Origin of the sequence: Pseudomonas fluorescens, from assembly GCF_001708445.1 — a bacterium.
GTDB lineage: Bacteria > Pseudomonadota > Gammaproteobacteria > Pseudomonadales > Pseudomonadaceae > Aquipseudomonas > Aquipseudomonas gorinensis.
In genome coordinates this window covers 4,115,817-4,139,781 of sequence record NZ_CP015637.1, presented here as the reverse complement: position 1 = coordinate 4,139,781, position 23,965 = coordinate 4,115,817, and the positions used below count along the sequence as shown (strand labels likewise).

Below are 23,965 nucleotides of genomic sequence, written 5' to 3'. Positions count from 1 at the left end.
GGCGAATCCGCATGAGTGAAACCATCCGCAACGCTGATGTCCTGATCATCGGCGGCGGCCTGAGCGGCACGATGCTGGCTGTGCAACTGCTGCGCCTGCCTGGCCAACGGCAAATCCTGGTGATCGAACCGCGCCGCGAACTCGGGCGTGGCGAGGCCTACAGCGCGGTCGAGTTGGGCCACACCTTAAATGGCAATGCGGCGCGCATGAGTGTCGACCCGGACAATGCCGACGACCTGACCCAATGGCTCACCGACTACATCGGTGCGGGCGGTTGGCCTGAGTCCGACCAGCAGCACGTGCCCATCAGCGAACTGTTCCCGCCACGCGGCATTTTTGGCCTGTATGCGCAGCAACGGTTGGCTGAAGCCAAGGCGTTTTCGGCGTCCACCGTCGAGCATATCCGCGCCGAGGTGGTCGATCTGCAAGTCGAGGACGAGGGGGTATTGCTGACCCTCGACAACGGCCAGCAACTGCGCGGCGCCCAAGCGGTGTTGGCCACTGGCATGTTCCCGGCGGCGCGCACGCCCCAGACCGAGTCCAGCGGTTTGAACGCTGCGGCCGTCGACCCGTGGGACGTGCAGGCCATGACCCAGATCGACCCGCAGGCGCCCGTGCTGATCATCGGCTCCGGGCTGACCATGGTGGATGCCGTGGTGTCCCTGGAACAGGCCCGGCATCGTGGGCCGATCGAGGTGTTTTCCCGTCACGGCCTGCTGCCCCATGTGCGCCGGCAACCGCCCAACTGGGAAGACTTTCTCGGCACGAACCACAACCTGCGAAGCCCTCGGCAACTGCTGCGCGAGGTGCGTCGCCAATGCCGCCTCGCGCTGGAGCAGGGTATCGATTGGCAGGCGCCGCTGGACACAGTGCGCGCCCATATCGGCCGGTTGTGGAGCCAGGCCAGCGAGGGCGAGAAGCGTCAGTTCGTGCGGCATGTGCGGCCATGGTGGGAAAGCCATCATCACCGTTCCCCGCCGTTGAGTGCGCAGTTGGTGGCCAGGCTGCATGAGGAGGGGCGGTTACGGATTCAAGCGGCCTCGTACAAGGGGCTGGAGCCTTCGGGCAGCGGCGTGACCATTCGTTTACGCCGGCGTGGCGAACCTGCGGTGACTCTGGTGTCGGGCGCAGCCCTGATCAACTCCAGCGGCATCGAGTACGACTGGCGCCGCGTGGCCCGGCCACTGCCGCAACAGTTGCTCAAGCGCGGGTTGGTCCAGCCTGGGCCGTTGGCGTTGGGGATTGCGGCGGATGCGTCGGGGGCGGTGCTGGATGCCCAGGGCCAGGTCAGTGCGCGCTTGTTCGCCATGGGCCCGCCGTTGCGCGGGATGTGGTGGGAGAGCACGGCGGTGACCGATGTGGCGCTTCAAGCCAAGGCACTGGCTTCAACGCTGACAGAAATCTAAATGTGGGAGGGCGCTTGCCCCCGATGGCCATAAGTATCTACACAACTTTTTTCAGCGGTCTGTGGCGAGGGAGCTTGGTCCCGTGGCGGCCTTCGGGCCGACCGCTTTTTGGGGGTTGGGTGAGTACATATCCGTTGCTGCGGTAACGGCTGCTTAGGGTTCCGCTCTTACAGCGGGTCACTTTTGGAAGAGCGCTGTATGGACCGGACACATGGTGGACACATGTGCGGGGACATGGTTGACACATTATGGACCATAGTCAGGTTTGCTCACGTCGATCGTTCGTAGGAAGTGATGGCAGAAAAACACGTCAAACAGTCCATCACCTTCAGTGTTGGGCCGTATTGCGATGTGATGCCCAGCCAAACCTTTGGCGATGCTGAAGTAGCGTTTCTGAAAACGAAAACGGCTGTGATAAGTCTTGGCTAATACGTCGTCCGGTCCGTACTCAAAGGTTGGTAACTGTTGCGGATAAGCCCATGGGCTGGCTCTATACCGGTCCATAGGCACCTTGTAGTCCAGCGCCTGATGGGGCCGTTGCAGGTTATAAACATCACGCCACCGATCAAATGCTGCTTGAGCTTCCTTGAGCGTGGAAAACTGACGCCCTTCAAGTACTTCGGCCTTGAGTGAGCGATGGAAACGCTCAATCTTTCCATTGGTTTGTGGGTGGTAAGGGCGGCTGAAACTGATCCGAATACCCAGACGAATCAACCAGATACTCAGCTCTGTGATTTCACCAGGGTTACGTGGAGAGCCCCAAGGCGGTCCGTTATCAACGTTGATGCGAGCCGGTAATCCGAAGCGCTGGAATACCTCGGTCAACCTTTCTTTCACCGTGGCTCCACGCTCGTTATCACAAGCTTGAATAGCCAAACTGAAACGTGAATGGTCGTCCAGTAAAGTCAGGGGATGGCATCTGCCTTCTTGCGTCGGGAAATGCCCTTTGAAATCCATCTGCCAAAGATTGTTGGGCGCCTCGTGTTCAAACCTCAGCTTTGCCTCTTGCTCCTTCGTAGTCGGCTGAATCAGCCCGTGCCGGTGCAGGACATTGGTAACGGTGCTGGGAGCAATCTGCTTTTTCAAGAGGCTGCTGATCGTGCGCCCACCCCATGCTGGATGGTCTTGTCTGAGCGCTATGACCTGCGCTTCCAGGGCCGGCGTGGTCAGCTTGGGGCTGGTAGCCGGTTTTCGGGATTTATCTTGCAGCCCTGAATGGCCGAGCGTCGCGTAGCGGTTAAGCCACTTGTAAGCCGTCTGCGGACTGATACCGAACCGTCGGCATAGTTCTCGTTTGTTGCTGCCGGGTTGCCGTGCTAAGGCAACAAACTCTTCTTTCAGGCTCATGGCATCTCTCGTGTCCCAGGGCATGATGGCTTTCCGGCGAAATTGGCTCGCCGAAAAGTGTCCACCATGTCCCCGCACACCCGTCAACCATGTGTCCGGTCCATACATGAGTTCTTCGCGAGCAAGCTCGCTCCTACAAAAAAGCCTTAACTGAACGGCATTAGGGCAAGCCCGCTCGCCACAGGTGACTGTTTGCTCGTTCTATCTCTTAACTGACAAGCCCCCCCCACACCCCGGGAACGCATGCAACCTGAATATTTTTTACAAAACATTGATCCAGCGCGGTATTCGCTGCAAATAAATCGGTTAAAAGATCCGCTCCGGCAACTAGCGGAAATCAACCAAGTAACGGCAACTTCCCCCGCTACACCATCAGCACCTGCTTAAAACCCACCCAAACAATATTCATTATCATTTAGAACAAGAAAGCTTCGTTACAGGTTAAACAAAACACATTTGATCAAATGCCCGCTAATGCCCACTATGCAAGGGCTGCAGCCCCAAGGAGGTGCACTATGTGCTTATTCCCGCGAATAATTTCGCTATAGGAATTTTACTTGCCCGGTGTTTAGCCATAAAATCAACGCGATTGATTGCGCTGCGACATATCGTCACTGCATCGTTACTTTTTCGAGCTCAGAGACCTTTGCTCTCTGTTAAGGATTTCCAGCATGACCGAAGCGACAGGACTCATGGCCCACAACTGGGGCTTTGCCATTTTCCTCCTCGGTGTTGTCGGCCTTTGTGCCTTCATGCTTGGCGTCTCCAGCCTCCTCGGGTCAAAAGCCTGGGGCCGCAGCAAAAACGAACCGTTCGAGTCCGGCATGCTACCCACAGGTGGCGCCCGCTTGCGGCTCTCAGCCAAATTCTATCTGGTCGCGATGCTCTTCGTGATCTTCGATATCGAAGCCCTCTTTCTCTTTGCCTGGTCTGTGTCCGTCCGCGAAAGCGGCTGGACCGGATTCGTCGAAGCCCTCGTTTTCATAGCAATTCTGTTGGCAGGCCTTGTCTACCTATTTCGAGTGGGCGCCCTTGACTGGGCTCCGGAAGCTCGTCGCAAGCGGCAAGCGAAGCTGAAACAATGAGGCTTTGGCGATGCAATACAATCTCACCAGGATCGACCCGGATGCTCCTAACGAGCAGTACCCCATCGGCGAACGGGAAACCGTTTCCGACCCGTTAGAAGACCAAGTCCACAAAAACATCTACATGGGCAAGCTGGAAGACGTGCTGAGTGGCGCGGTCAACTGGGGACGTAAGAACTCCCTGTGGCCGTACAACTTCGGTCTGTCCTGCTGCTACGTGGAAATGACCACCGCCTTCACGGCGCCCCACGACATCGCACGCTTCGGCGCCGAAGTCATCCGGGCATCACCGCGCCAGGCGGATTTCATGGTTATCGCCGGAACCTGCTTTATCAAGATGGCGCCGATCATTCAGCGTCTCTACGAGCAAATGCTCGAGCCAAAGTGGGTTATCTCCATGGGTTCGTGCGCCAACTCCGGTGGCATGTACGACATCTACTCCGTGGTTCAGGGGGTGGACAAGTTCCTGCCCGTGGACGTCTACGTGCCTGGCTGCCCGCCCCGCCCTGAAGCATTCCTGCAAGGCTTGATGCTGTTGCAGGAATCGATTGGCAAGGAGCGTCGCCCACTTTCCTGGGTTGTCGGAGATCAAGGCGTTTACCGCGCCGAGATGCCGTCACAAAAGGAACAGCGCCGCGAACAGCGTATTCAGGTCACCAACCTGCGCAGCCCCGACGAAGTCTGATCCAGAACCGATTCTTTTATAGAACGAAAACCTGGCTTCATTCTTTACGTTGACCGAAAGCGATAAAAAACCATGACTACAGGCAGTGCTCTGTACATCCCGCCTTACAAGGCAGACGACCAGGATGTGGTCGTCGAACTCAATAACCGTTTCGGCCCTGATGCCTTCACCGCCCAGGCCACACGCACCGGCATGCCGGTGCTGTGGGTGGCACGTGCCAAGCTCGTCGAAGTCCTGACCTTCCTGCGCAACCTGCCCAAGCCGTACGTCATGCTCTATGACCTGCATGGCGTGGACGAGCGTCTGCGCACCAAGCGCCAGGGGCTGCCGAGCGGCGCCGATTTCACCGTGTTCTATCACCTGCTGTCGATCGAACGTAACAGCGACGTGATGATCAAGGTCGCCCTGTCCGAGAGCGACCTGAGCATTCCCACCGTGACCGGTATCTGGCCGAACGCCAGCTGGTACGAGCGTGAAGTCTGGGACATGTTCGGCATCGACTTCCCCGGCCACCCGCACCTGACGCGCATCATGATGCCGCCGACCTGGGAAGGTCACCCGCTGCGCAAGGACTTCCCTGCCCGCGCCACCGAATTCGACCCGTTCAGCCTCAACCTCGCCAAGCAACAGCTGGAAGAGGAGGCTGCACGCTTCCGTCCGGAAGACTGGGGCATGAAGCGTTCCGGCGCCAACGAGGACTACATGTTCCTCAACCTGGGTCCGAACCACCCTTCGGCCCACGGTGCCTTCCGTATCATCCTGCAACTGGACGGCGAAGAGATCGTCGACTGCGTGCCCGACATCGGCTACCACCACCGTGGCGCCGAGAAGATGGCCGAGCGTCAGTCCTGGCACAGCTTCATCCCGTACACCGACCGTATCGACTACCTCGGCGGCGTGATGAACAACCTGCCGTACGTGCTCTCGGTCGAGAAGCTGGCCGGCATCAAGGTACCGGACCGCGTCGACACCATCCGCATCATGATGGCCGAGTTCTTCCGGATCACCAGCCACCTGCTGTTCCTGGGTACCTATATCCAGGACGTCGGCGCCATGACCCCGGTGTTCTTCACCTTCACCGACCGTCAGCGCGCCTACAAGGTCATCGAAGCCATCACCGGTTTCCGCCTGCACCCGGCCTGGTACCGCATCGGCGGCGTAGCCCACGACCTGCCGAACGGCTGGGAACGCCTGGTCAAGGAATTCATCGACTGGATGCCCAAGCGCCTGGACGAGTACCAGAAAGCCGCGCTGGACAACAGCATTCTCAAGGGCCGCACCATCGGCGTCGCCGCCTACAACACCAAAGAGGCCCTGGAATGGGGCGTCACCGGTGCCGGCCTGCGTTCCACCGGCTGCGATTTCGACCTGCGTAAAGCACGCCCGTACTCCGGCTACGAGAACTTCGAGTTCGAAGTACCGCTGGCGGCCAACGGCGATGCCTACGACCGTTGCATCGTGCGCGTCGAAGAAATGCGCCAGAGCCTGAAGATCATCGAGCAGTGCATGCGCAACATGCCGGCAGGTCCCTACAAGGCGGATCACCCGCTGACCACGCCGCCGCCGAAAGAGCGCACCCTGCAGCACATCGAAACCCTGATCACGCACTTCCTGCAAGTTTCGTGGGGCCCGGTAATGCCGGCCAACGAATCCTTCCAGATGATCGAAGCGACCAAGGGTATCAACAGTTATTACCTGACGAGCGATGGCGGCACCATGAGCTACCGCACCCGGATTCGCACCCCAAGCTTCGCCCACTTGCAGCAGATCCCTTCGGTGATCAAAGGCGAGATGGTCGCGGACTTGATTGCGTACCTGGGTAGTATCGATTTCGTTATGGCCGACGTGGACCGCTAAGCATGAACAGCACGCTTATCCAGACAGACCGTTTCACCTTGAGTGAAACCGAGCGCTCGGCCATCGAGCACGAGCTGCATCACTACGAAGACCCGCGCGCGGCGTCGATCGAAGCCTTGAAGATCGTCCAGAAGGAACGTGGTTGGGTGCCGGACGGCGCCCTCTACGCCATCGGCGAGATCCTTGGCATTCCTGCCAGCGACGTTGAAGGCGTGGCCACGTTCTACAGCCAGATCTTCCGCCAGCCGGTTGGCCGCCACATCATTCGCGTGTGCGACAGCATGGTCTGCTACATCGGTGGCCACGAGTCGGTGGTCAGCGAGATCCAGAACAAACTGGGCATCGGCCTCGGCCAGACCACCCCGGACGGCCGCTTCACGCTGCTGCCGGTGTGCTGCCTGGGCAACTGCGACAAGGCGCCGGCGTTGATGATCGACGACGACACATTCGGTGACGTGCAGCCTGCTGGCGTGACCCAATTGCTCGAGGGCTACCCATGACCCTGACTTCCTTCGGCCCGGCCAACCTGATCAAGCGTTCGGCCGAAACCCACCCGCTGACCTGGCGCCTGCGTGACGACGGCGAGCCGGTATGGCTCGACGAGTACCAGGCCAAGAACGGTTACGCCGCTGCGCGCAAAGCCTTCGCCGACATGAGCCAGGACGACATCGTCCAGACGGTGAAAGACGCCGGCCTCAAGGGTCGCGGCGGTGCAGGCTTCCCCACCGGCGTGAAGTGGGGCCTGATGCCCAAAGACGAATCCATCAACATCCGCTACCTGCTGTGCAACGCGGATGAAATGGAGCCCAACACCTGGAAAGACCGCATGCTGATGGAGCAACTGCCCCATCTGCTGATCGAAGGCATGCTGATCAGCGCCCGCGCGCTGAAAACCTACCGTGGCTATATCTTCCTGCGCGGCGAATACACCACCGCCGCCAAGCACCTCAACCGTGCCGTGGAAGAAGCCAAGGCCGCTGGCCTGCTGGGCAAGAACATCCTTGGTTCGGGTTTTGACTTCGAACTGTTCGTGCACACCGGCGCCGGGCGTTACATCTGCGGTGAAGAAACCGCACTGATCAACTCCCTCGAAGGCCGCCGCGCCAACCCACGCTCCAAGCCGCCCTTCCCTGCCGCCGTGGGCGTGTGGGGCAAGCCGACCTGCGTGAACAACGTCGAGACCCTGTGCAACGTGCCGGCGATCATCGCCGACGGCGTGGACTGGTACAAATCGTTGGCTCGCGAAGGCAGTGAAGACATGGGCACCAAGCTCATGGGCTTCTCCGGCAAGGTCAAGAACCCTGGCCTGTGGGAACTGCCGTTCGGCGTGACCGCGCGCGAGCTGTTCGAGGACTACGCCGGCGGCATGCGCGACGGCTACACCTTGAAAGCCTGGCAACCAGGCGGCGCCGGTACCGGTTTCCTGCTTCCTGAGCACCTCGACGCACAAATGTATGCCGGCGGCATCGGCAAGGTCGGCACCCGGATGGGGACCGGCCTGGCGATGGCAGTCGACAACACCGTGAACATGGTCTCGCTGCTGCGCAACATGGAGCAGTTCTTTGCCCGTGAATCCTGCGGTTTCTGCACCCCATGCCGCGACGGTTTGCCGTGGAGCGTCAAGCTGCTGATGGCCCTGGAAAACGGCGAAGGCCGCGAGGGTGACATCGAGACCCTGCTGGGCCTGGTCGGTTTCCTCGGCCCAGGCAAGACCTTCTGTGCTCACGCACCGGGCGCCGTAGAGCCATTGGGCAGCGCAATCAAATACTTCCGCTCGGAGTTCGAAGCCGGCATCGCGCCCACCAGCGCCGCCGTCCCGCCTCTGGCAAGGCCGATCGTAGTCGGCGCGTAACGCTTAAACAGGCGAAGGGTCCGTGCCCTTCGCCTTGTCATGTGCTGACGCCTTGATGGCTGTGTTGATGCACATGAATAACAAGATTCCATTAGCCACGCCCGCTGACAACGGGCCAACGAAGAACTTTGAACCATGGCCACTATCCACGTAGACGGCAAAGCGCTCGAAGTCGATGGGGCGGACAACCTGTTACAGGCGTGTCTGTCACTCGGCCTCGATATCCCGTATTTCTGCTGGCACCCCGCGCTTGGTAGCGTCGGTGCCTGTCGCCAGTGTGCGGTCAAGCAGTACACCGACGAGAACGACACCCGTGGTCGTATCGTCATGTCCTGCATGACCCCTGCCACCGACAACACCTGGATCTCCATCGACGATGAAGAATCCAAGGCGTTCCGCGCCAGCGTTGTCGAATGGCTGATGACCAACCACCCCCACGACTGCCCGGTCTGTGAGGAAGGCGGTCACTGTCACCTGCAAGACATGACGGTGATGACCGGCCACAACGAGCGCCGTTATCGCTTCACCAAGCGCACCCACCAGAACCAGGACCTCGGCCCGTTCATTTCCCACGAAATGAACCGCTGCATCGCCTGCTATCGTTGCGTGCGCTTCTATAAAGACTACGCTGGCGGCACCGACCTCGGCGTTTTCGGCGCCCACGATAACGTGTACTTCGGTCGCGTCGAGGACGGCGTGCTGGAAAGCGAATTCTCCGGCAACCTCACCGAGGTCTGCCCGACCGGTGTCTTCACCGACAAGACGCACTCCGAGCGCTACAACCGCAAGTGGGACATGCAGTTCGCACCGAGCATCTGCCATGGCTGCTCCAGCGGTTGCAACATCTCCCCGGGCGAGCGCTACGGTGAACTGCGTCGCATCGAAAACCGCTTCAACGGTTCGGTCAACCAGTACTTCCTGTGCGACCGTGGCCGTTTCGGCTATGGCTACGTCAACCGCGAAGACCGCCCGCGCCAGCCCCTGCTGGCCGGCGGCGCCAAGCTGAGCACCGATGAGGCCCTCGATAAGGCCGCTGACCTGCTGCGCGGGCGCAATATCGTCGGTATCGGTTCGCCCCGCGCCAGCCTCGAAAGCAACTACGCGTTGCGCGAACTGGTCGGCGCCGAGCACTTCTACTCCGGTATCGAAGCCGGTGAACTGGAACGTATCCGCCTGGTCCTGCAAGTGCTGAACGACAGCCCGCTGCCAGTGCCGAACATGCGCGACATCGAAGACCACGACGCGATCTTCGTGCTCGGTGAAGACCTGACCCAGACCGCCGCGCGTATCGCGCTGTCCCTGCGTCAATCAGTCAAAGGCAAGGCCGAAGACATGGCCGACGCCATGCGCGTACAGCCTTGGCTCGACGCTGCGGTGAAAAACATCGGCCAGCACGCGCTGAACCCGCTGTTTATCGCAAGCATCGCTGAAACCAAGCTCGACGATATCGCCGAAGAATGCGTACACGCCGCCCCTGACGACCTGGCCCGCATCGGTTTCGCCGTGGCCCACGCCCTCGATGCCAGCGCGCCTGCCGTCGAAGGCCTGGACGCTGAAGCGCTGGCACTTGCCCAACGCATCGCCGACGCCCTGCTGGCGGCCAAGCGCCCACTGATCATTGCCGGGACCTCGCTGGCGTCCAAGGCGTTGATCGAAGCCGCCGCAAACATCGCCAAGGCCCTGAAGCTGCGTGACAAGAACGGCTCCATCAGCCTGGTCGTGCCGGAAGCCAACAGCCTTGGCCTGGCCATGCTCGGGGGCGAGTCCCTGGACGCGGCCCTGCAAGCGGTCACCGACGGCAAGGCCGACGCGATCGTGGTACTGGAAAACGACCTGTACACCCGCACCGATTCGGCCAAGGTCGATGCCGCGCTGAACGCCGCCAAGGTGCTGATCGTGGCCGACCACCAGAAGACCGCGACCAGCGAGCGAGCCGACCTGGTACTGCCGGCCGCGACCTTCGCCGAAGGCGACGGTACCCTGGTCAGCCAGGAAGGCCGCGCCCAGCGCTTCTTCCAGGTGTTCGATCCGAAGTACATGGACGCCAGCATCCTGGTTCACGAAGGCTGGCGCTGGCTGCATGCCTTGCGCTCGACCCTGCTGAACCAGCCGCTGGACTGGACCCAGCTCGACCACGTCACCGCAGCTGTCGCCGCAAGTGCACCGCAACTGGCACGTATCGTCGACGCCGCACCGTCCGCCGCGTTCCGCATCAAGGGCTTGAAACTCGCCCGTGAACCGCTGCGCTACTCCGGTCGTACCGCCATGCGTGCCGATATCAGCGTGCACGAACCGCGCACCCCGCAAGATAACGACACCGCATTCGCCTTCTCCATGGAAGGTTACTCGGGTTCCGTCGAGCCACGTCAGCAGGTGCCGTTTGCCTGGTCGCCGGGCTGGAACTCGCCGCAGGCCTGGAACAAGTTCCAGGACGAAGTCGGTGGTCATATCCGCGCTGGCGACCCAGGCACCCGCCTGATCGAAACCCAGGGCGATGCGCTGAACTGGTTCGCCGCCGTACCGCGTCCGTTCAATCCGGCCCCCGGTACTTGGCAGGTCGTGCCGTTCTTCCACCTGTTCGGCAGCGAAGAAACCTCTTCCAAAGCCGCGCCGGTGCAAGAGCGCATTCCCGCTGCCTATGTATCCGTGGCCAAGTCCGAAGCCGACCGCCTGGGCGTCAACGACGGCGCCCTGCTCAGCCTGAACGTGGCCGGCCAGACCCTGCGTCTGCCGCTGCGCATCAACGAAGCGTTGGGTGCCGGCCTGGTTGCACTGCCTAAAGGTTTCGCCGGTATTCCCGCGGCAATCTTTGGCAAAACCGTTGACGGTCTGCAGGAGGCAGCGCAATGACCTGGTTCACCCCTGAAGTGATCGACGTGATCATCTCGGTCGTCAAGGCCATCGTGATCCTGTTGGCCGTGGTCGTCGCGGGCGCCCTGCTCAGCTTCGTCGAACGTCGCCTGCTGGGCTGGTGGCAGGACCGCTACGGTCCGAACCGCGTTGGCCCGTTCGGCATGTTCCAGATCGCTGCCGACATGCTGAAAATGTTCTTCAAGGAAGACTGGACCCCGCCGTTTGCCGACAAGGTGATCTTCACCCTGGCACCGGTCGTGGCCATGAGCGCCTTGCTGATTGCCTTCGCGATCATCCCGATCACCCCGACCTGGGGCGTGGCGGACCTGAACATCGGCCTGCTGTTCTTCTTCGCCATGGCGGGTTTGTCGGTCTACGCGGTGCTGTTCGCCGGCTGGTCGAGTAACAACAAGTTCGCCCTGCTCGGCAGCTTGCGTGCCTCGGCCCAGACCGTGTCCTACGAAGTGTTCATGGGCCTCGCGCTGATGGGCATCGTGGTGCAGGTCGGCTCGTTCAACATGCGCGACATCGTCGAGTACCAGGCGCAGAACCTGTGGTTCATCATTCCGCAGTTCTTTGGCTTCTGTACCTTCTTCATCGCTGGCGTGGCCGTGACTCACCGTCACCCGTTCGACCAGCCGGAAGCGGAACAGGAACTGGCCGACGGTTACCACATTGAATACGCCGGCATGAAATGGGGCATGTTCTTCGTCGGTGAATACATCGGCATCATCTTGATCTCGGCCCTGCTGGTCACGCTGTTCTTCGGCGGCTGGCACGGTCCATTCGGCATCCTGCCGCAGCTGGCGTTCTTCTGGTTCTTCCTGAAGACCGCGTTCTTCATCATGCTGTTTATCCTGCTGCGCGCTTCCATTCCGCGTCCACGATACGACCAGGTGATGGATTTCAGCTGGCGTTTCTGCCTGCCGCTGACCCTGATCAATTTGCTGGTGACTGCTGCCGTTGTGTTGTTGAACACGCCAGCGGGCGCGGTTCAGTGAGGATTTGACCCATGTTCAAATATATTGGCGACATCGTTAAGGGTACCGGTACCCAGTTGCGAAGCCTGGTGATGGTGTTCGGTCACGGCTTCCGCAAACGCGACACCCTGCAATACCCGGAAGAAGCGGTGTACCTGCCGCCGCGCTATCGCGGCCGCATCGTGCTGACCCGCGACCCCGATGGCGAAGAGCGTTGCGTAGCCTGCAACCTGTGCGCCGTGGCGTGCCCGGTGGGTTGCATCTCCCTGCAGAAAGCTGAAACCGAAGACGGTCGCTGGTACCCGGACTTCTTCCGCATCAACTTCTCGCGCTGCATTTTCTGCGGCCTGTGCGAGGAAGCTTGCCCGACCACCGCGATCCAGCTCACACCGGATTTCGAGATGGCCGAGTTCAAACGTCAGGACCTGGTGTACGAGAAAGAAGATCTGCTGATCTCTGGTCCCGGTAAAAACCCTGATTACAACTTCTATCGTGTTGCAGGTATGGCCGTTGCCGGTAAGCCGAAGGGCGCCGCACAAAACGAAGCCGAGCCGATCAACGTGAAGAGCTTGCTGCCTTAAGGAAGAAAGATGGAATTCGCTTTCTATTTCGCATCGGGTATCGCGGTTGTGTCCACGCTTCGCGTGATCACCAACACCAACCCCGTGCACGCCCTGCTCTATCTGATCATTTCGCTGATCGCCGTGGCCATGACCTTCTTCAGCCTCGGCGCACCGTTCGCCGGTGTCCTGGAAGTGATCGCCTACGCCGGCGCCATCATGGTGCTGTTCGTGTTTGTGGTGATGATGCTCAACCTCGGGCCGGCTTCGGTCGCCCAGGAGCGCGTCTGGCTCAAGCCCGGCATCTGGCTCGGCCCGGTCGTCCTCGCAGCCCTGCTGCTGGGTGAACTGCTGTATGTGCTGTTCGCTCACCAGAGCGGCCAGGCCATCGGCCACACCACCGTGGATGCGAAAGCCGTGGGCATCAGCCTGTTCGGCCCGTACCTGCTGGTGGTCGAACTGGCTTCGATGCTGCTGCTCGCCGCAGCCATCACCGCCTTCCACTTGGGCCGCAACGAAGCCAAGGAGCAATGACGATGCCTGCTATCCCTTTGGAGCATGGTCTGGCGGTCGCCGGCATCCTGTTCTGCCTTGGCCTGGTCGGCCTGATGGTCCGCCGTAACATTTTGTTCGTGTTGATGAGCCTGGAAATCATGATGAACGCTGCGGCACTGGCGTTCATCGTGGCGGGTGCACGTTGGGGCCAGCCGGATGGACAAGTCATGTTCATCCTGGTGATCAGCCTGGCAGCCGCCGAGGCCAGTATTGGCCTGGCGATCCTGCTGCAACTGTATCGTCGCTTCCACACGCTTGATATCGACGCTGCCAGTGAGATGCGCGGATGAACATGATCTTTCTGACTTTCGTATTTCCCCTGATCGGTTTCCTGCTGCTGTCGTTCTCCCGTGGACGCTGGTCGGAAAACCTTTCTGCCCTGATCGGCGTGGGTTCCATTGGCCTGTCGGCGATCGTCGCCGCCTACGTCATCTGGCAATTCAACGTCGCGCCACCCGAAGGCGGTCACTACACCCTGGTGCTGTGGCAATGGATGTCGGTGGAGGGCTTCAAGCCCAACTTCGCCCTCTACGTCGACGGCCTGTCGATCACCATGCTAGGCGTGGTGGTGGGCGTGGGCTTCCTGATCCACCTGTTCGCATCCTGGTACATGCGCGGTGAAGCGGGCTACTCGCGCTTCTTCTCGTACACCAACCTGTTTATCGCCAGCATGCTGTTCCTGGTGCTCGGCGATAACCTGTTGTTCCTGTACTTCGGCTGGGAAGGCGTGGGCCTGTGCTCGTACCTGTTGATCGGTTTCTACTACAGCAACCGCAACAACGGTAACGCGGCACTCAAGGCCTTTATCGTCACCCGCATCGGCGACGTGTTCATGGCCATCGGCCTGTTCATCCTGTTCCAACAAGTGGGCACGCTGAACATCCAGGAACTGCTGGTGCTGGCACCGCAGAAATTCCAGGTCGGTGACTTCTGGATCACCCTGGCGACCCTGATGCTGCTGGGCGGCGCCGTGGGTAAATCCGCACAGCTGCCGCTGCAAACCTGGCTGGCGGATGCGATGGCCGGCCCTACACCGGTCTCGGCACTGATCCACGCCGCGACCATGGTGACCGCCGGTGTCTACCTGATCGCCCGTACCCACGGCCTGTTCACCCTGGCGCCGGACATCCTGCACCTGGTGGGCGTGGTCGGCGGCGTGACCCTGGTACTGGCCGGCTTCGCCGCGCTGGTGCAGACCGACATCAAGCGTATCCTCGCCTACTCGACCATGAGCCAGATCGGCTACATGTTCCTGGCCCTGGGCGTTGGCGCCTGGGACGCGGCGATCTTCCACCTGATGACCCACGCCTTCTTCAAGGCCCTGTTGTTCCTTGCCTCCGGTGCGGTGATCGTTGCCTGCCACCACGAGCAGAACATCTTCAAGATGGGCGGCCTGTGGAAGAAACTGCCACTGGCCTACGCCAGCTTCATCGTCGGTGGTGCCGCGTTGGCCGCCTTGCCGTTGGTGACCGCCGGTTTCTACTCCAAGGACGAAATCCTCTGGGAAGCCTTTGCCAGCGGTAACCAGAACCTGCTGTATGCAGGCCTGGTCGGTGCATTCATGACCTCGCTGTACACCTTCCGCCTGATCTTCATCACCTTCCACGGTGAAGCCAAGACCGAAGCCCACGCAGGCCATGGCATCTCCCACTGGTTGCCACTGTCGGTGCTGATCATCCTGTCGACCTTCATCGGCGCCCTGATCACCCCGCCACTGGCCGGTGTACTGCCGGAAAGCGCCGGCCATGCCGGTGGCGCCGCCAAGCACAGCCTGGAAATCGCCTCGGGCGCCATTGCCATCGCCGGTATCCTGCTGGCGGCCCTGCTGTTCCTCGGCAAGCGTCGCTTCGTGACCGCCGTGGCCAACAGTGGCATCGGCCGTTTCCTCTCGGCCTGGTGGTTCGCTGCCTGGGGCTTCGACTGGATCTACGACAAACTGTTCGTCAAGCCATACCTGGCCATCAGTCATGTACTGCGTAAAGACCCGCTGGACCAGACCATCGGTTTGATCCCGCGCGCTGCCAAAGGCGGTCACACCGCCCTGAGCCGTACCGAGACGGGCCAACTGCGTTGGTATGCAGCTTCCATGGCGGCCGGTGCCGTGCTGGTGATCGGCGCCATCGTTGTGGTAGCGGTCTGATATGAACTTTGCGAACTTGCGAAAGGAAACGAGCCCGTCATGATTCTGCCCTGGCTAATCCTGATCCCCTTTATCGGCGGCCTGCTCTGCTGGATGGGTGAACGCTTCAGCGCCACCCTCCCCCGCTGGATTGCGTTGCTGACCATGTCCCTGGAACTCGCTCTCGGCCTCTGGCTGTGGGCCCATGGCGACTATTCATTTGCTCCGGCACCGGGTGTCGATCCGACGTTCGCGCTTGAATTCAAGCACGTGTGGATCCAACGCTTCGGCATCAACGTGCACCTGGCCCTCGACGGCCTGTCGCTGTTGATGATCCTGCTGACCGGCCTGCTGGGTATCCTCTCGGTACTCTGCTCCTGGAAAGAGATCCAGCGTCACGTGGGCTTCTTCCACCTGAACCTGATGTGGATCCTGGGCGGCGTTGTCGGCGTGTTCCTCGCCCTCGACCTGTTCATGTTCTTCTTCTTCTGGGAAATGATGCTGGTGCCGATGTACTTCCTCATCGCGCTCTGGGGTCACAGTTCTTCGGACGGCAAGAAAACCCGGATCTACGCGGCGACCAAGTTCTTCATCTTCACCCAGGCTTCCGGCCTGATCATGTTGGTGGCGATCCTTGGCCTGGTACTGGTCAACTTCAACAGCACGGGCGTGATTACCTTCAACTACGCCGACCTGTTGAAAACCAAGATGTCCCTGACCACCGAGTACATCCTGATGCTGGGCTTCTTCATCGCCTTCGCGGTGAAGCTGCCGGTGGTGCCGTTCCACTCCTGGCTGCCTGACGCCCACGCCCAGGCGCCGACCGCGGGTTCCGTGGACTTGGCCGGTATCCTGCTGAAGACCGCTGCGTATGGCCTGCTGCGTTTCGCCCTGCCGCTGTTCCCGAATGCCTCGGCCGAGTTCGCGCCGATCGCCATGACCCTGGGTCTGATCGGGATCTTCTACGGTGCGTTCCTGGCCTTTGCGCAAACCGACATCAAGCGTCTGATCGCCTTCTCGTCTGTTTCCCATATGGGTTTCGTGCTGATCGGCATCTACTCCGGTAGCCAGCTGGCGTTGCAAGGCGCGGTGATCCAGATGCTCGCTCACGGTGTCTCGGCTGCCGCGCTGTTTATCCTCAGTGGCCAGCTGTACGAGCGCCTGCATACCCGTGACATGCGTGAGATGGGTGGCGTGTGGTCGCGCATTGCCTACCTGCCGGCGATCAGCCTGTTCTTCGCCGCCGCGTCCCTGGGCTTGCCGGGTACCGGCAACTTCATCGGCGAGTTCCTGATCCTGATGGGTTCGTTCGTACACACGCCATGGATCAGCGCCATCGCCACCTCCGGCCTGGTGTTCGGTTCGGTCTACTCGCTGATCATGATCCACCGCGCGTACTTCGGTCCGGCCAAGTCCGACACCGTGCTGCACGGGATGGATGCTCGCGAACTGATCATGGTGCTCGGTCTTGCGGTCTTGCTGATCTACATCGGCGTTTACCCGCAACCGTTCCTGGACACTTCTGCCGCAACGATGCATGGCGTGCAGCAGTGGTTCGGCACCGCCTTCTCTCAACTCGCTTCGGCCCGGTAAGAGCGCTATGGAATTCACGATCCAACACTTTATCGCGCTTGCGCCGCTGCTGATCACCAGCCTCACCATCGTGGTGGTGATGCTGGCGATCGCCTGGCGCCGCAATCACTCGCAAACGTTCCTGCTGTCCTGCGCGGGCTTGAACCTGGCCCTGCTGTCGATTATCCCGGCACTCAAGGTCGCACCACTGGCGGTCACCCCGCTGATGATGATCGATGACTTCGCGTTGCTGTATATCGCGCTGATCCTCGTGGCGACCCTGGCCTGCGTCACCCTCGCCCACGCCTACCTCGGCGAAGGCGGCACGGGCTACCCGGGCAACCGCGAAGAGCTGTACCTGCTGATCCTGCTGGCTGCGGCCGGCGGCATCGTGCTGGTCAGCGCGCAGCACCTGGCCGGCTTGTTCATCGGCCTGGAACTGCTGTCGATCCCGACCTACGGCCTGGTGGCCTACGCCTTCTTCAACAAGCGCTCCCTGGAAGCCGGCATCAAGTACATGGTGCTGTCGGCCGCCGGTTCCGCGTTCCTGTTGTTCGGCATGGCCCTGCTCTACGCCGAAGCCGGCAGCCTGAGCTTCACCGGTATCGGTCACGCCCTGGCCGCCACCAACAGCCCCGCGCCGATTGCCCAACTGGGCCTGGCGATGATGCTGATCGGCCTGGCGTTCAAGCTGTCGCTGGTGCCGTTCCACTTGTGGACCCCGGACGTGTACGAAGGCGCCCCGGCGCCGGTCGCCGCGTTCCTGGCCACCGCGTCGAAGGTTGCCGTGTTTGCGGTGATGGTGCGTCTGTTCCAGATCTCTCCTGCCGCCAACACCGGCGTGCTGAGCAACGTGCTGACCGTGATCGCCATTGCGTCGATCCTGTTCGGTAACCTGCTGGCACTGACCCAGAACAACCTCAAGCGTCTGCTGGGTTACTCGTCCATCGCCCACTTCGGCTACCTGCTGATCGCCCTGGTGGCGAGCAAAGGCCTGGCCGTGGAAGCGATCGGCGTGTACCTGGTCACCTACGTGATCACCAGCCTCGGCGCGTTCGGCGTGATCACCCTGATGTCCTCGCCTTACAAAGGCCGTGACGCCGACGCCCTGTACGAATACCGCGGCCTGTTCTGGCGCCGTCCGTACCTGACCGCCGTGCTGACCGTGATGATGCTCTCCCTGGCCGGTATCCCGCTGACCGCGGGCTTCATCGGCAAGTTCTACATCGTCGCTACCGGTGTCGAAGCCCACGAGTGGTGGTTGGTTGCATCCCTGGTACTGGGCAGTGCCATCGGCGTGTTCTACTACCTGCGCGTGATGGTCACCCTGTACCTGATCGAGCCAAACCTGCGCCGTGTTGACGCCGAGCTGCACTGGGAACAGAAAGCCGGTGGCGTGATGCTGCTGGCCATCGCCCTGCTCGCCTTCTTCCTGGGCGTGTACCCACAACCGTTGCTCACCCTTGTGCAGCACGCGGTGCTGGGCGTTTGATTGCCTAGCGGGATGTCAGTAAACAGAAACGGCGCCTTCGGGCGCCGTTTTGCATGCTGGGGAATGGTTCCAGGCTTCGTTCAAACAATGAGTTCCTGAGCGGTCATCATCAGCTCAGTGCCGACCCGATTTTTTAACGTCTCGATGAAGCGGGTAATTTTTGCATCGATGAACTGCCGTGATGTGTAGACGGCGTAAACATTGCGCTCGTAGGTGTGATACTCAGGCAGAACACGCACGAGCCTGCCTGAACGCAGGTCCTCGATAGCTGAAAAGCCGGCCAGCAAACCTATGCCTGCGCCCTCTCGAATGGCGGACGCCATTGCGTCCATATCATTGACGCTGAAACTCGGGCCCTGGGGGGCGAACGTGGCATCCCCGGCCTTGCTCTTCAATTGCCACTCATCCCGCACATAATCGACGGTGCCCAACAGCAAGCACTGATGATCATTGAGATCTTCCGGCGTCACAGGGGCTGGGTGTCGTTCCAGATAGGCTGGAGACGCAACCAGCACACAATGGCTAACACCGATTTTTTGGCTGACATACGCTGAATCCGGCAGCGTGCGGGCGATCAGAATAGACACGTCCAATTGGTCTTCCAAAAGGTTAGGCATTCGCTGAGAAAGCAATAAGTCCACGGTGACTTCGGGGAATTCCCGGCGGTACTCCAGCACGGCCGAGGTGACCAACTGCCGCGCCAGCCCCGGCACACAATGCACACGCAATGTCCCCCTGGGTTTCAGCGCGGCATTACTCGCCTCGGCTTCTGCGTTTTCAAGGTCCGCCAGAATCTTGGTACAACGCTCATAAAAGCGCCGGCCAGCGTCCGTCACCGAAAGACGGCGGGTCGAGCGCTGCAACAGGCGGGTGTCGAGCACGTTTTCCAGCGCGGAAACCGCACGCGAGACATTGCCGACCGTAGAGTCAAGATGGTTAGCCACAGCAGTAAAACTGCCCATCTCAACCACTTTGACGTACACCGACATGTTCGTAAGCTTATCCATCCAGATCTACCTGTCGATCCAATTCCCAACGTTCTTCACTGCAGAAGTACGCCACCAAAAAACACTAACGTCTTGAACTTCGATCCGGACAGTCATCGCCGCATGACGCGTGCGGCAGTGCAGATGCTACACGCTCCTGCCTGTGCTCGATATTCCCTCCAGACACAACAATGATTCCCTCCTGGCCGGCTAAATCAAACGGTTCCCAGTCCATAGACTGGGTTGCACAGGGCGCCTGAACAAGCCCTGCCGCGGCACCCCAGGCGCCGAGCTGTATGAACGTTTGATAATCCAACCGAAGGGCAACCCCATGAACACGTCTTACGACCCGCTTTATCTCTTTATCGGTGGTGAATGGATCAGTGCCGAAGGACGCGCAACCGCTGCTGTCGTCAACCCCGCAACCGCACATGAGATCGGGCGCGTTCCACTCGCCACCACCGACGACCTCAATCACGCCCTCGAAGTGGCGCAACTGAGCTTTGAGCAATGGCGCCAGACCGTACCTGACAAGCGCGCAAAAATTCTCAAACGTGCTGCCGATCTCATCCTGGAGCGCGCCCCCCACATTGCCGAGCAAATGACCCTTGAAGAGGGCAAGCCGCTTGCAGAAAGCCTGGATGAGGTCACGCGTGCGGCTGAATACTTCGAGTGGTTTGCCGAAAGCGCACGCCGCATCGATGGGCGCGTAGTGCCGGCCAATCGTCCCGGTGTGCTGCAACTGGTAAAACGCCAAGCGATCGGTCCTGTCGCTGCGTTCACGCCCTGGAATTTCCCAGCCATTACGCCCGCGCGCAAGCTCTCGGCAGCCTTGGCCGCAGGTTGCAGTGTCATCCTCAAGCCAGGGGAAGAAAGCCCCTCCACGGCGCTGGCCCTGGCGCGTGCACTCGACGATGCAGGCTTGCCTAAAGGCGTGTTGCAGGTGGTCTTTGGTGTACCGGATCAGGTTTCCAGCCACCTGATCGCCTCCTCCATCATTCGAAAGGTGACCTTTACGGGTTCGGTTCCCATCGGGCGGCTGCTATCAGCCCGCGCGGCAGAAGGCGTCAAGCCCATCACCCTGGAATTGGGAGGGCACGGGCCAGTGCTGGTATTCGATGACGCCGACGTCGAAAAAGCCGCCGTCGAAGGCGTTGCCAATCGGTTCCGCGGGACTGGCCAAGTCTGCATCTCATCAACGCGGTTTCTGATTCAGCGTGACGTCTACGAAACCTTTGTCGATCACTTTGTGACGGCCACCCTCGCGTTGAACATTGGCGATGGCCTGCTGCCTGGTACCCAGGTTGGACCGCTCGCCAATCCAAGGCAGTTGGCCAAGATGGAAGCGTTGGTGGCTGATGCCGTCGCCAAAGGTGCACGCGTGTTGGCCGGTGGTAAACGCCTGGAATGCAGCGGCTACTTTTTTGAGCCCACCGTGTTGGCGGATGTGCCTATGAGCGCCCGAGTCATGCATGAAGAACCCTTTGGGCCTATCGCCGTACTGATGCCATTCGATCACTTGGCGGATGGTTTGAAGGAGGCAAATCGACTGCCCTACGGGCTGTCAGCCTACGCGTTCACGTCCAGCGCTCGAACAGCCATTGACGTCGCTGACGGGTTGGAGGCCGGAATGATCGGCATCAACCAATACCGCATCGTCGCCACGGAACTTCCCTTCGGCGGCATGAAAGAAAGCGGCCACGGTTCGGAAGGCGGCATTGAAGGCATCGAGCACTACCTCACCCACAAATTCATCAGCCAGGCTTAAGGAGACCTCATCATGTCCACGCTCAATTTCAGCAGCCCTCGTGAAGCGGCCCGGGCGTTTACACCCAAGCTGTCGCAATTCGTCGATTCAACGCTGTATCCGCAGATCTGGAGCGACCCGGCATTGTCCCCGCGCGACCGAAGCCTGATCACCGTGGCGGCATTGATTGCCGGCGGTCACTCTGAAGAGTTGCCCGCGCACTTGCGACGGGCAGTCAGCAACGGGGTGACCCATGACGAAATCGCCGCCGCGATCACTCACCTGGCGTTCTACGTAGGCTTTCCAGGCGCCATCACCGCCTCCGCTATCGCCAATGCCACGTTTACCGAATCGGAGAAAAACTGACCATGAAAGCCATCAGCATTAGCGCCTTCGGCGCGGCGGACGTACTTGAACTGGCAGACGCTCCCACCCCTGAAGTCCGCCCGACTGACTTGCTGGTACGGGTCTATGCGGCGGGTGTGAACCGTGCGGATCTGACCCATCGAACAGGTGGCTACGGCCATCCAAATTTCGGTGACTCACCGATCATCGGTCTGGAGATCGCTGGCGAGGTGATTGGCAAAGGTGATGAGGTCAAGGATTTTGAGATCGGAGATCGAGTGATGGGCGTTGTCGGCGGTGGGGCCTACGCCGAGCTTGCACGCATCGACTATCGCATGGCCATGCCTATTCCTGCGCAGTTGGACTATGTGCACGCAGCCGCTATTCCCGAGGTCTTCGTCACCGCCCATGAAGCAATGATGCACCTGGCTCGGCTCAAGTCCGGCGATTCGGTATTGATCCATGCCGCTGCGGGTGGTGTGGGATCTGCCGCCGTGCAACTGGCATACGCCACCGGGGCCACGGTGTATGCGACAACCGACGGCAGCAAGCTGGCGCGTGTCGAACATTTGGGAGCCGATACGGCCATTGACTACAAGACGCAGGATTTTGCCCAAGTCATCGCCGATAAAACCCATGGTCGAGGGGTTGATGTCGTCATTGATTTCGTGGGCGAGCCCTACTTCGCACGCAACATCGCTTCCCTTGCCCATGGAGGCCGGCTGGTACAGGTCGGTATCCTGGGCGGAGGCGATAAGGTAAGCGTAGAACTGGAGCACATCCTTTACCGTCACTTGCAAATCATCGGTACGGTCATGAAGTCCCGTACACAGCCAGAGAAGCACGACATGATCAAGCGCTTCCGCGAGCATTGGCTTGATCGCTTCGAGGGCGCCGGAAGTCTGGAGCCGGTCGTTGACAGCACGTTCCCGCTGTCTCGTGCGGCCGATGCCCATCGCCGAATGGAATCATCCGAGAATGTTGGAAAAATCATTCTGACGATGCAACCGGCTGACTTGGTTTAAGCCCGGCAGCAGGTTGCCACCCTAAAAAACGTTGCTGGTGAGTTTCCCGTCAAGCTCGTTGATTTCCGGTTCGTCGCGCGCTTACGGACGCCCCAGGATTAAGCCCTCCAGCGCTTCGCGAAGTTGCGGATGCGTTGGCAGGCGAATACCGAAGGTATCGTGCAGCACCCTCGACAATTCGTCGGCACTGTCTATCCGGTGTTTTTCGCTGGGGCGATCCAGGGTGTGAATCGCATAGTCAGCATTGTTCAAGGTGTGGCGTCGACCGGGCGCCAGCAGTGCCACTTTCAACTGGCCGAGAAACGGCGAACCTGGGTGGGTGGAGACGTACCAATTGCCGATTTCATAATCGATGTCCGCCTGCACTTGCAGGTCGAACACATACAAGCCGCGCCACTCCCCGGCGACCAGGGCCCACAGGGTGTAGCTGCCGTCGTTGAAGGTCAGGCGATAGGGTTCATGGGCGGTCGCCTGCACCGCTTCGGTGTCCAGCAGCAACGGGCTGCTGGGCACCATGCCGCCAAAGCCGACATCGGTCATATAGCGCACGCCGTCCAGGGTCACCAGGCTCAGGCGATGGGTCCGCGCGGTGCGTGCATCGGGTGGCCCGCCCATCACCACCCTGCCGGTGATCCCACGCGCGTCGAAACCCAGTTCCTGCAGCAACGCGAGAAACATCTGGTTCAACTCGTAGCAATAACCACCGCGCCCCTCGAACAACACTTTTTGCTCGACGCTGGGCAGGTCGATCGGTACCGGCAGCTTCATCAGGGTCGACAGGCTTTCAAAGGCAAAGCGGCAGACATGACGCAGCTGCAAATCCCGCAGGGTCTGCAACGTAGGCGGGGGCGGCGCATCGTAACCGAGGTGTTGCAGGTACAAACGGCTATGGGTCAGCTGGAGCATGGCGCGATCCTTGGGCACGGTGCAAAGGCCTCACTATGCCGTCCTGGCATGCACCTTGTCATTTTGAGTGAACCTTTTTGGACGCTTTCCTCTCCATCTATGAACAAGACAGGGAGGCAACATGAGTACCGCAAAAATCTACACCATCCACTACCAACTGCACGGCCAGCCGAAATCTTTTGTGGTGCGCGCAGAAATCATGAACAACGCCGAAGCCTGGCACTGGGCAGCCGTCGACGCCGACATCGCCCATGTCAGTCGTATCGGCCGGGTAGGTCACGAGCAGGTGAAAAAAACCACGCGGCCCTGGGCAGAGAAATACGGCATCACCGACGTCAGTTGGACACCGCCCAAATAAAGCAAAGCCCCGCTCAATGGCGGGGCCCGTATTAGTGTTTCAAGTCGCCCAACGGATCGTAGGGCGGCTTTTTTTTCGCCTCGTCCTTACCTTTCCTATCCAGCGGGGCGATGGCCGGACCTACCGGGTCGACCTGCGGGTCTGCCACATCCGGCGAGTCCGGGTCGAAGCCCAGCTCATCCTGGCCGCTGGCATGTTCGTTGGAGTGTGGGCCATCCGAGGGTTTATTCATGAC

At 60.5% G+C, this 23,965-nt stretch carries 22 protein-coding genes; 18 read left to right on the top strand and 4 right to left on the bottom strand.

Going from position 1 to position 23,965, the window contains the following annotated elements; genetic code table 11:
- Window positions 1-11: 11 nt before the first annotated feature.
- Window positions 12-1,406, top strand: coding sequence for an FAD/NAD(P)-binding protein (locus tag A7317_RS18250; protein WP_069076517.1), 1,395 nt, complete (start codon window positions 12-14; stop codon window positions 1,404-1,406).
- Window positions 1,407-1,652: 246 nt separating this feature from the next.
- Here A7317_RS18250 and A7317_RS18245 read toward each other — a convergent pair whose 3' ends face one another.
- On the bottom strand, window positions 1,653-2,777 hold the full coding sequence (locus A7317_RS18245) for an IS481 family transposase (protein ID WP_069076169.1): 1,125 nt from the start codon (window positions 2,775-2,777) through the stop codon (window positions 1,653-1,655).
- 647 nt (window positions 2,778-3,424) lie between these two features.
- On the opposite strand from A7317_RS18245, the gene A7317_RS18240 reads away from it, so the two are divergent.
- From A7317_RS18240 to nuoN, 13 genes are all read left to right on the top strand, one after another.
- Window positions 3,425-3,838, top strand: a complete 414-nt coding sequence (locus A7317_RS18240) for an NADH-quinone oxidoreductase subunit A (RefSeq protein WP_003219575.1) — start codon at window positions 3,425-3,427, stop codon at window positions 3,836-3,838.
- 10 nt (window positions 3,839-3,848) lie between these two features.
- Window positions 3,849-4,523, top strand: a complete 675-nt coding sequence (locus tag A7317_RS18235; protein WP_003219572.1) for a NuoB/complex I 20 kDa subunit family protein — start codon at window positions 3,849-3,851, stop codon at window positions 4,521-4,523.
- Window positions 4,524-4,595: 72 nt separating this feature from the next.
- Window positions 4,596-6,380: an NADH-quinone oxidoreductase subunit C/D gene (gene nuoC / locus A7317_RS18230; RefSeq protein ID WP_024076176.1), complete on the top strand. Its 1,785-nt coding sequence runs from the start codon at window positions 4,596-4,598 to the stop codon at window positions 6,378-6,380.
- Window positions 6,381-6,382: 2 nt separating this feature from the next.
- Complete coding sequence (gene nuoE / locus A7317_RS18225) at window positions 6,383-6,880, top strand: NADH-quinone oxidoreductase subunit NuoE (RefSeq protein ID WP_003174721.1); 498 nt, start codon at window positions 6,383-6,385, stop codon at window positions 6,878-6,880.
- Window positions 6,877-8,232, top strand: a complete 1,356-nt coding sequence (gene nuoF, locus A7317_RS18220) for an NADH-quinone oxidoreductase subunit NuoF (protein WP_024076177.1) — start codon at window positions 6,877-6,879, stop codon at window positions 8,230-8,232. The genes nuoE and nuoF overlap by 4 nt, the downstream gene beginning before the upstream one ends.
- A 135-nt stretch (window positions 8,233-8,367) precedes the next feature.
- The gene (gene nuoG, locus A7317_RS18215) at window positions 8,368-11,082 is read left to right on the top strand and encodes an NADH-quinone oxidoreductase subunit NuoG (protein WP_024076178.1); all 2,715 of its coding nucleotides are present in this window, start codon (window positions 8,368-8,370) and stop codon (window positions 11,080-11,082) included.
- Window positions 11,079-12,086, top strand: coding sequence for an NADH-quinone oxidoreductase subunit NuoH (gene nuoH / locus A7317_RS18210; RefSeq protein WP_017137518.1), 1,008 nt, complete (start codon window positions 11,079-11,081; stop codon window positions 12,084-12,086). The genes nuoG and nuoH overlap by 4 nt, the downstream gene beginning before the upstream one ends.
- 11 nt (window positions 12,087-12,097) lie before the next feature.
- Complete coding sequence (nuoI, locus tag A7317_RS18205) at window positions 12,098-12,646, top strand: NADH-quinone oxidoreductase subunit NuoI (protein WP_003174725.1); 549 nt, start codon at window positions 12,098-12,100, stop codon at window positions 12,644-12,646.
- Window positions 12,647-12,655: 9 nt separating this feature from the next.
- On the top strand, window positions 12,656-13,159 hold the full coding sequence (gene nuoJ, locus A7317_RS18200; protein ID WP_003174726.1) for an NADH-quinone oxidoreductase subunit J: 504 nt from the start codon (window positions 12,656-12,658) through the stop codon (window positions 13,157-13,159).
- 2 nt (window positions 13,160-13,161) lie between these two features.
- Window positions 13,162-13,470, top strand: coding sequence for an NADH-quinone oxidoreductase subunit NuoK (nuoK, locus tag A7317_RS18195; protein WP_003174727.1), 309 nt, complete (start codon window positions 13,162-13,164; stop codon window positions 13,468-13,470).
- Window positions 13,467-15,320, top strand: coding sequence for an NADH-quinone oxidoreductase subunit L (nuoL, locus tag A7317_RS18190; RefSeq protein WP_024076179.1), 1,854 nt, complete (start codon window positions 13,467-13,469; stop codon window positions 15,318-15,320). The genes nuoK and nuoL overlap by 4 nt, the downstream gene beginning before the upstream one ends.
- Before the next feature lie 39 nt (window positions 15,321-15,359).
- Window positions 15,360-16,892, top strand: a complete 1,533-nt coding sequence (gene nuoM, locus A7317_RS18185) for an NADH-quinone oxidoreductase subunit M (RefSeq protein ID WP_024076180.1) — start codon at window positions 15,360-15,362, stop codon at window positions 16,890-16,892.
- Between the two features lie 7 nt (window positions 16,893-16,899).
- Window positions 16,900-18,363 carry an NADH-quinone oxidoreductase subunit NuoN gene (gene nuoN / locus A7317_RS18180; protein ID WP_024076181.1) on the top strand — a complete coding sequence of 488 codons (1,464 nt, stop codon included), beginning with the start codon at window positions 16,900-16,902 and terminating at the stop codon, window positions 18,361-18,363.
- 80 nt (window positions 18,364-18,443) lie between these two features.
- Here nuoN and A7317_RS18175 read toward each other — a convergent pair whose 3' ends face one another.
- Entirely contained in the window at window positions 18,444-19,370 is a 927-nt protein-coding gene (locus tag A7317_RS18175) for a LysR family transcriptional regulator (RefSeq protein ID WP_069076516.1), read from the bottom strand.
- A gap of 310 nt (window positions 19,371-19,680) precedes the next feature.
- On the opposite strand from A7317_RS18175, the gene A7317_RS18170 reads away from it, so the two are divergent.
- From A7317_RS18170 to A7317_RS18160, 3 genes are read left to right on the top strand one after another with little or no spacing between them, the layout of a single operon-like run.
- A complete protein-coding gene (locus A7317_RS18170) occupies window positions 19,681-21,117 on the top strand; it encodes an NAD-dependent succinate-semialdehyde dehydrogenase (RefSeq protein ID WP_069076515.1) in 1,437 nt (478 codons plus the stop codon).
- A gap of 12 nt (window positions 21,118-21,129) precedes the next feature.
- Window positions 21,130-21,462, top strand: a complete 333-nt coding sequence (locus A7317_RS18165) for a carboxymuconolactone decarboxylase family protein (RefSeq protein WP_024076184.1) — start codon at window positions 21,130-21,132, stop codon at window positions 21,460-21,462.
- A gap of 2 nt (window positions 21,463-21,464) precedes the next feature.
- The gene (locus A7317_RS18160) at window positions 21,465-22,466 is read left to right on the top strand and encodes an NAD(P)H-quinone oxidoreductase (RefSeq protein WP_069076514.1); all 1,002 of its coding nucleotides are present in this window, start codon (window positions 21,465-21,467) and stop codon (window positions 22,464-22,466) included.
- Window positions 22,467-22,547: 81 nt separating this feature from the next.
- Here A7317_RS18160 and A7317_RS18155 read toward each other — a convergent pair whose 3' ends face one another.
- Entirely contained in the window at window positions 22,548-23,372 is an 825-nt protein-coding gene (locus tag A7317_RS18155; protein ID WP_024076186.1) for an arylamine N-acetyltransferase family protein, read from the bottom strand.
- 121 nt (window positions 23,373-23,493) lie between these two features.
- Between A7317_RS18155 and A7317_RS18150 the strand changes: the two genes are divergently transcribed.
- The gene (locus A7317_RS18150) at window positions 23,494-23,730 is read left to right on the top strand and encodes a DUF6555 family protein (protein ID WP_024076187.1); all 237 of its coding nucleotides are present in this window, start codon (window positions 23,494-23,496) and stop codon (window positions 23,728-23,730) included.
- 31 nt (window positions 23,731-23,761) lie between these two features.
- Here A7317_RS18150 and A7317_RS18145 read toward each other — a convergent pair whose 3' ends face one another.
- Entirely contained in the window at window positions 23,762-23,962 is a 201-nt protein-coding gene (locus tag A7317_RS18145) for a DUF6021 family protein (protein WP_024076188.1), read from the bottom strand.
- Window positions 23,963-23,965: the final 3 nt, after the last annotated feature.

Excerpts from the sequence above, each read along its gene's own strand:
- A7317_RS18250 (WP_069076517.1), top strand. The coding sequence starts at position 12 with ATGAGTGAAACCATCCGCAACGCTGATGTCCTGATCATCGGCGGCGGC.
- A7317_RS18245 (WP_069076169.1), bottom strand. The coding sequence starts at position 2,777 with ATGCCCTGGGACACGAGAGATGCCATGAGCCTGAAAGAAGAGTTTGTT.
- A7317_RS18240 (WP_003219575.1), top strand. The coding sequence starts at position 3,425 with ATGACCGAAGCGACAGGACTCATGGCCCACAACTGGGGCTTTGCCATT.
- A7317_RS18235 (WP_003219572.1), top strand. The coding sequence starts at position 3,849 with ATGCAATACAATCTCACCAGGATCGACCCGGATGCTCCTAACGAGCAG.
- nuoC (WP_024076176.1), top strand. The coding sequence starts at position 4,596 with ATGACTACAGGCAGTGCTCTGTACATCCCGCCTTACAAGGCAGACGAC.
- nuoE (WP_003174721.1), top strand. The coding sequence starts at position 6,383 with ATGAACAGCACGCTTATCCAGACAGACCGTTTCACCTTGAGTGAAACC.
- nuoF (WP_024076177.1), top strand. The coding sequence starts at position 6,877 with ATGACCCTGACTTCCTTCGGCCCGGCCAACCTGATCAAGCGTTCGGCC.
- nuoG (WP_024076178.1), top strand. The coding sequence starts at position 8,368 with ATGGCCACTATCCACGTAGACGGCAAAGCGCTCGAAGTCGATGGGGCG.
- nuoH (WP_017137518.1), top strand. The coding sequence starts at position 11,079 with ATGACCTGGTTCACCCCTGAAGTGATCGACGTGATCATCTCGGTCGTC.
- nuoI (WP_003174725.1), top strand. The coding sequence starts at position 12,098 with ATGTTCAAATATATTGGCGACATCGTTAAGGGTACCGGTACCCAGTTG.
- nuoJ (WP_003174726.1), top strand. The coding sequence starts at position 12,656 with ATGGAATTCGCTTTCTATTTCGCATCGGGTATCGCGGTTGTGTCCACG.
- nuoK (WP_003174727.1), top strand. The coding sequence starts at position 13,162 with ATGCCTGCTATCCCTTTGGAGCATGGTCTGGCGGTCGCCGGCATCCTG.
- nuoL (WP_024076179.1), top strand. The coding sequence starts at position 13,467 with ATGAACATGATCTTTCTGACTTTCGTATTTCCCCTGATCGGTTTCCTG.
- nuoM (WP_024076180.1), top strand. The coding sequence starts at position 15,360 with ATGATTCTGCCCTGGCTAATCCTGATCCCCTTTATCGGCGGCCTGCTC.
- nuoN (WP_024076181.1), top strand. The coding sequence starts at position 16,900 with ATGGAATTCACGATCCAACACTTTATCGCGCTTGCGCCGCTGCTGATC.
- A7317_RS18175 (WP_069076516.1), bottom strand. The coding sequence starts at position 19,370 with ATGGATAAGCTTACGAACATGTCGGTGTACGTCAAAGTGGTTGAGATG.
- A7317_RS18170 (WP_069076515.1), top strand. The coding sequence starts at position 19,681 with ATGAACACGTCTTACGACCCGCTTTATCTCTTTATCGGTGGTGAATGG.
- A7317_RS18165 (WP_024076184.1), top strand. The coding sequence starts at position 21,130 with ATGTCCACGCTCAATTTCAGCAGCCCTCGTGAAGCGGCCCGGGCGTTT.
- A7317_RS18160 (WP_069076514.1), top strand. The coding sequence starts at position 21,465 with ATGAAAGCCATCAGCATTAGCGCCTTCGGCGCGGCGGACGTACTTGAA.
- A7317_RS18155 (WP_024076186.1), bottom strand. The coding sequence starts at position 23,372 with ATGCTCCAGCTGACCCATAGCCGTTTGTACCTGCAACACCTCGGTTAC.
- A7317_RS18150 (WP_024076187.1), top strand. The coding sequence starts at position 23,494 with ATGAGTACCGCAAAAATCTACACCATCCACTACCAACTGCACGGCCAG.
- A7317_RS18145 (WP_024076188.1), bottom strand. The coding sequence starts at position 23,962 with ATGAATAAACCCTCGGATGGCCCACACTCCAACGAACATGCCAGCGGC.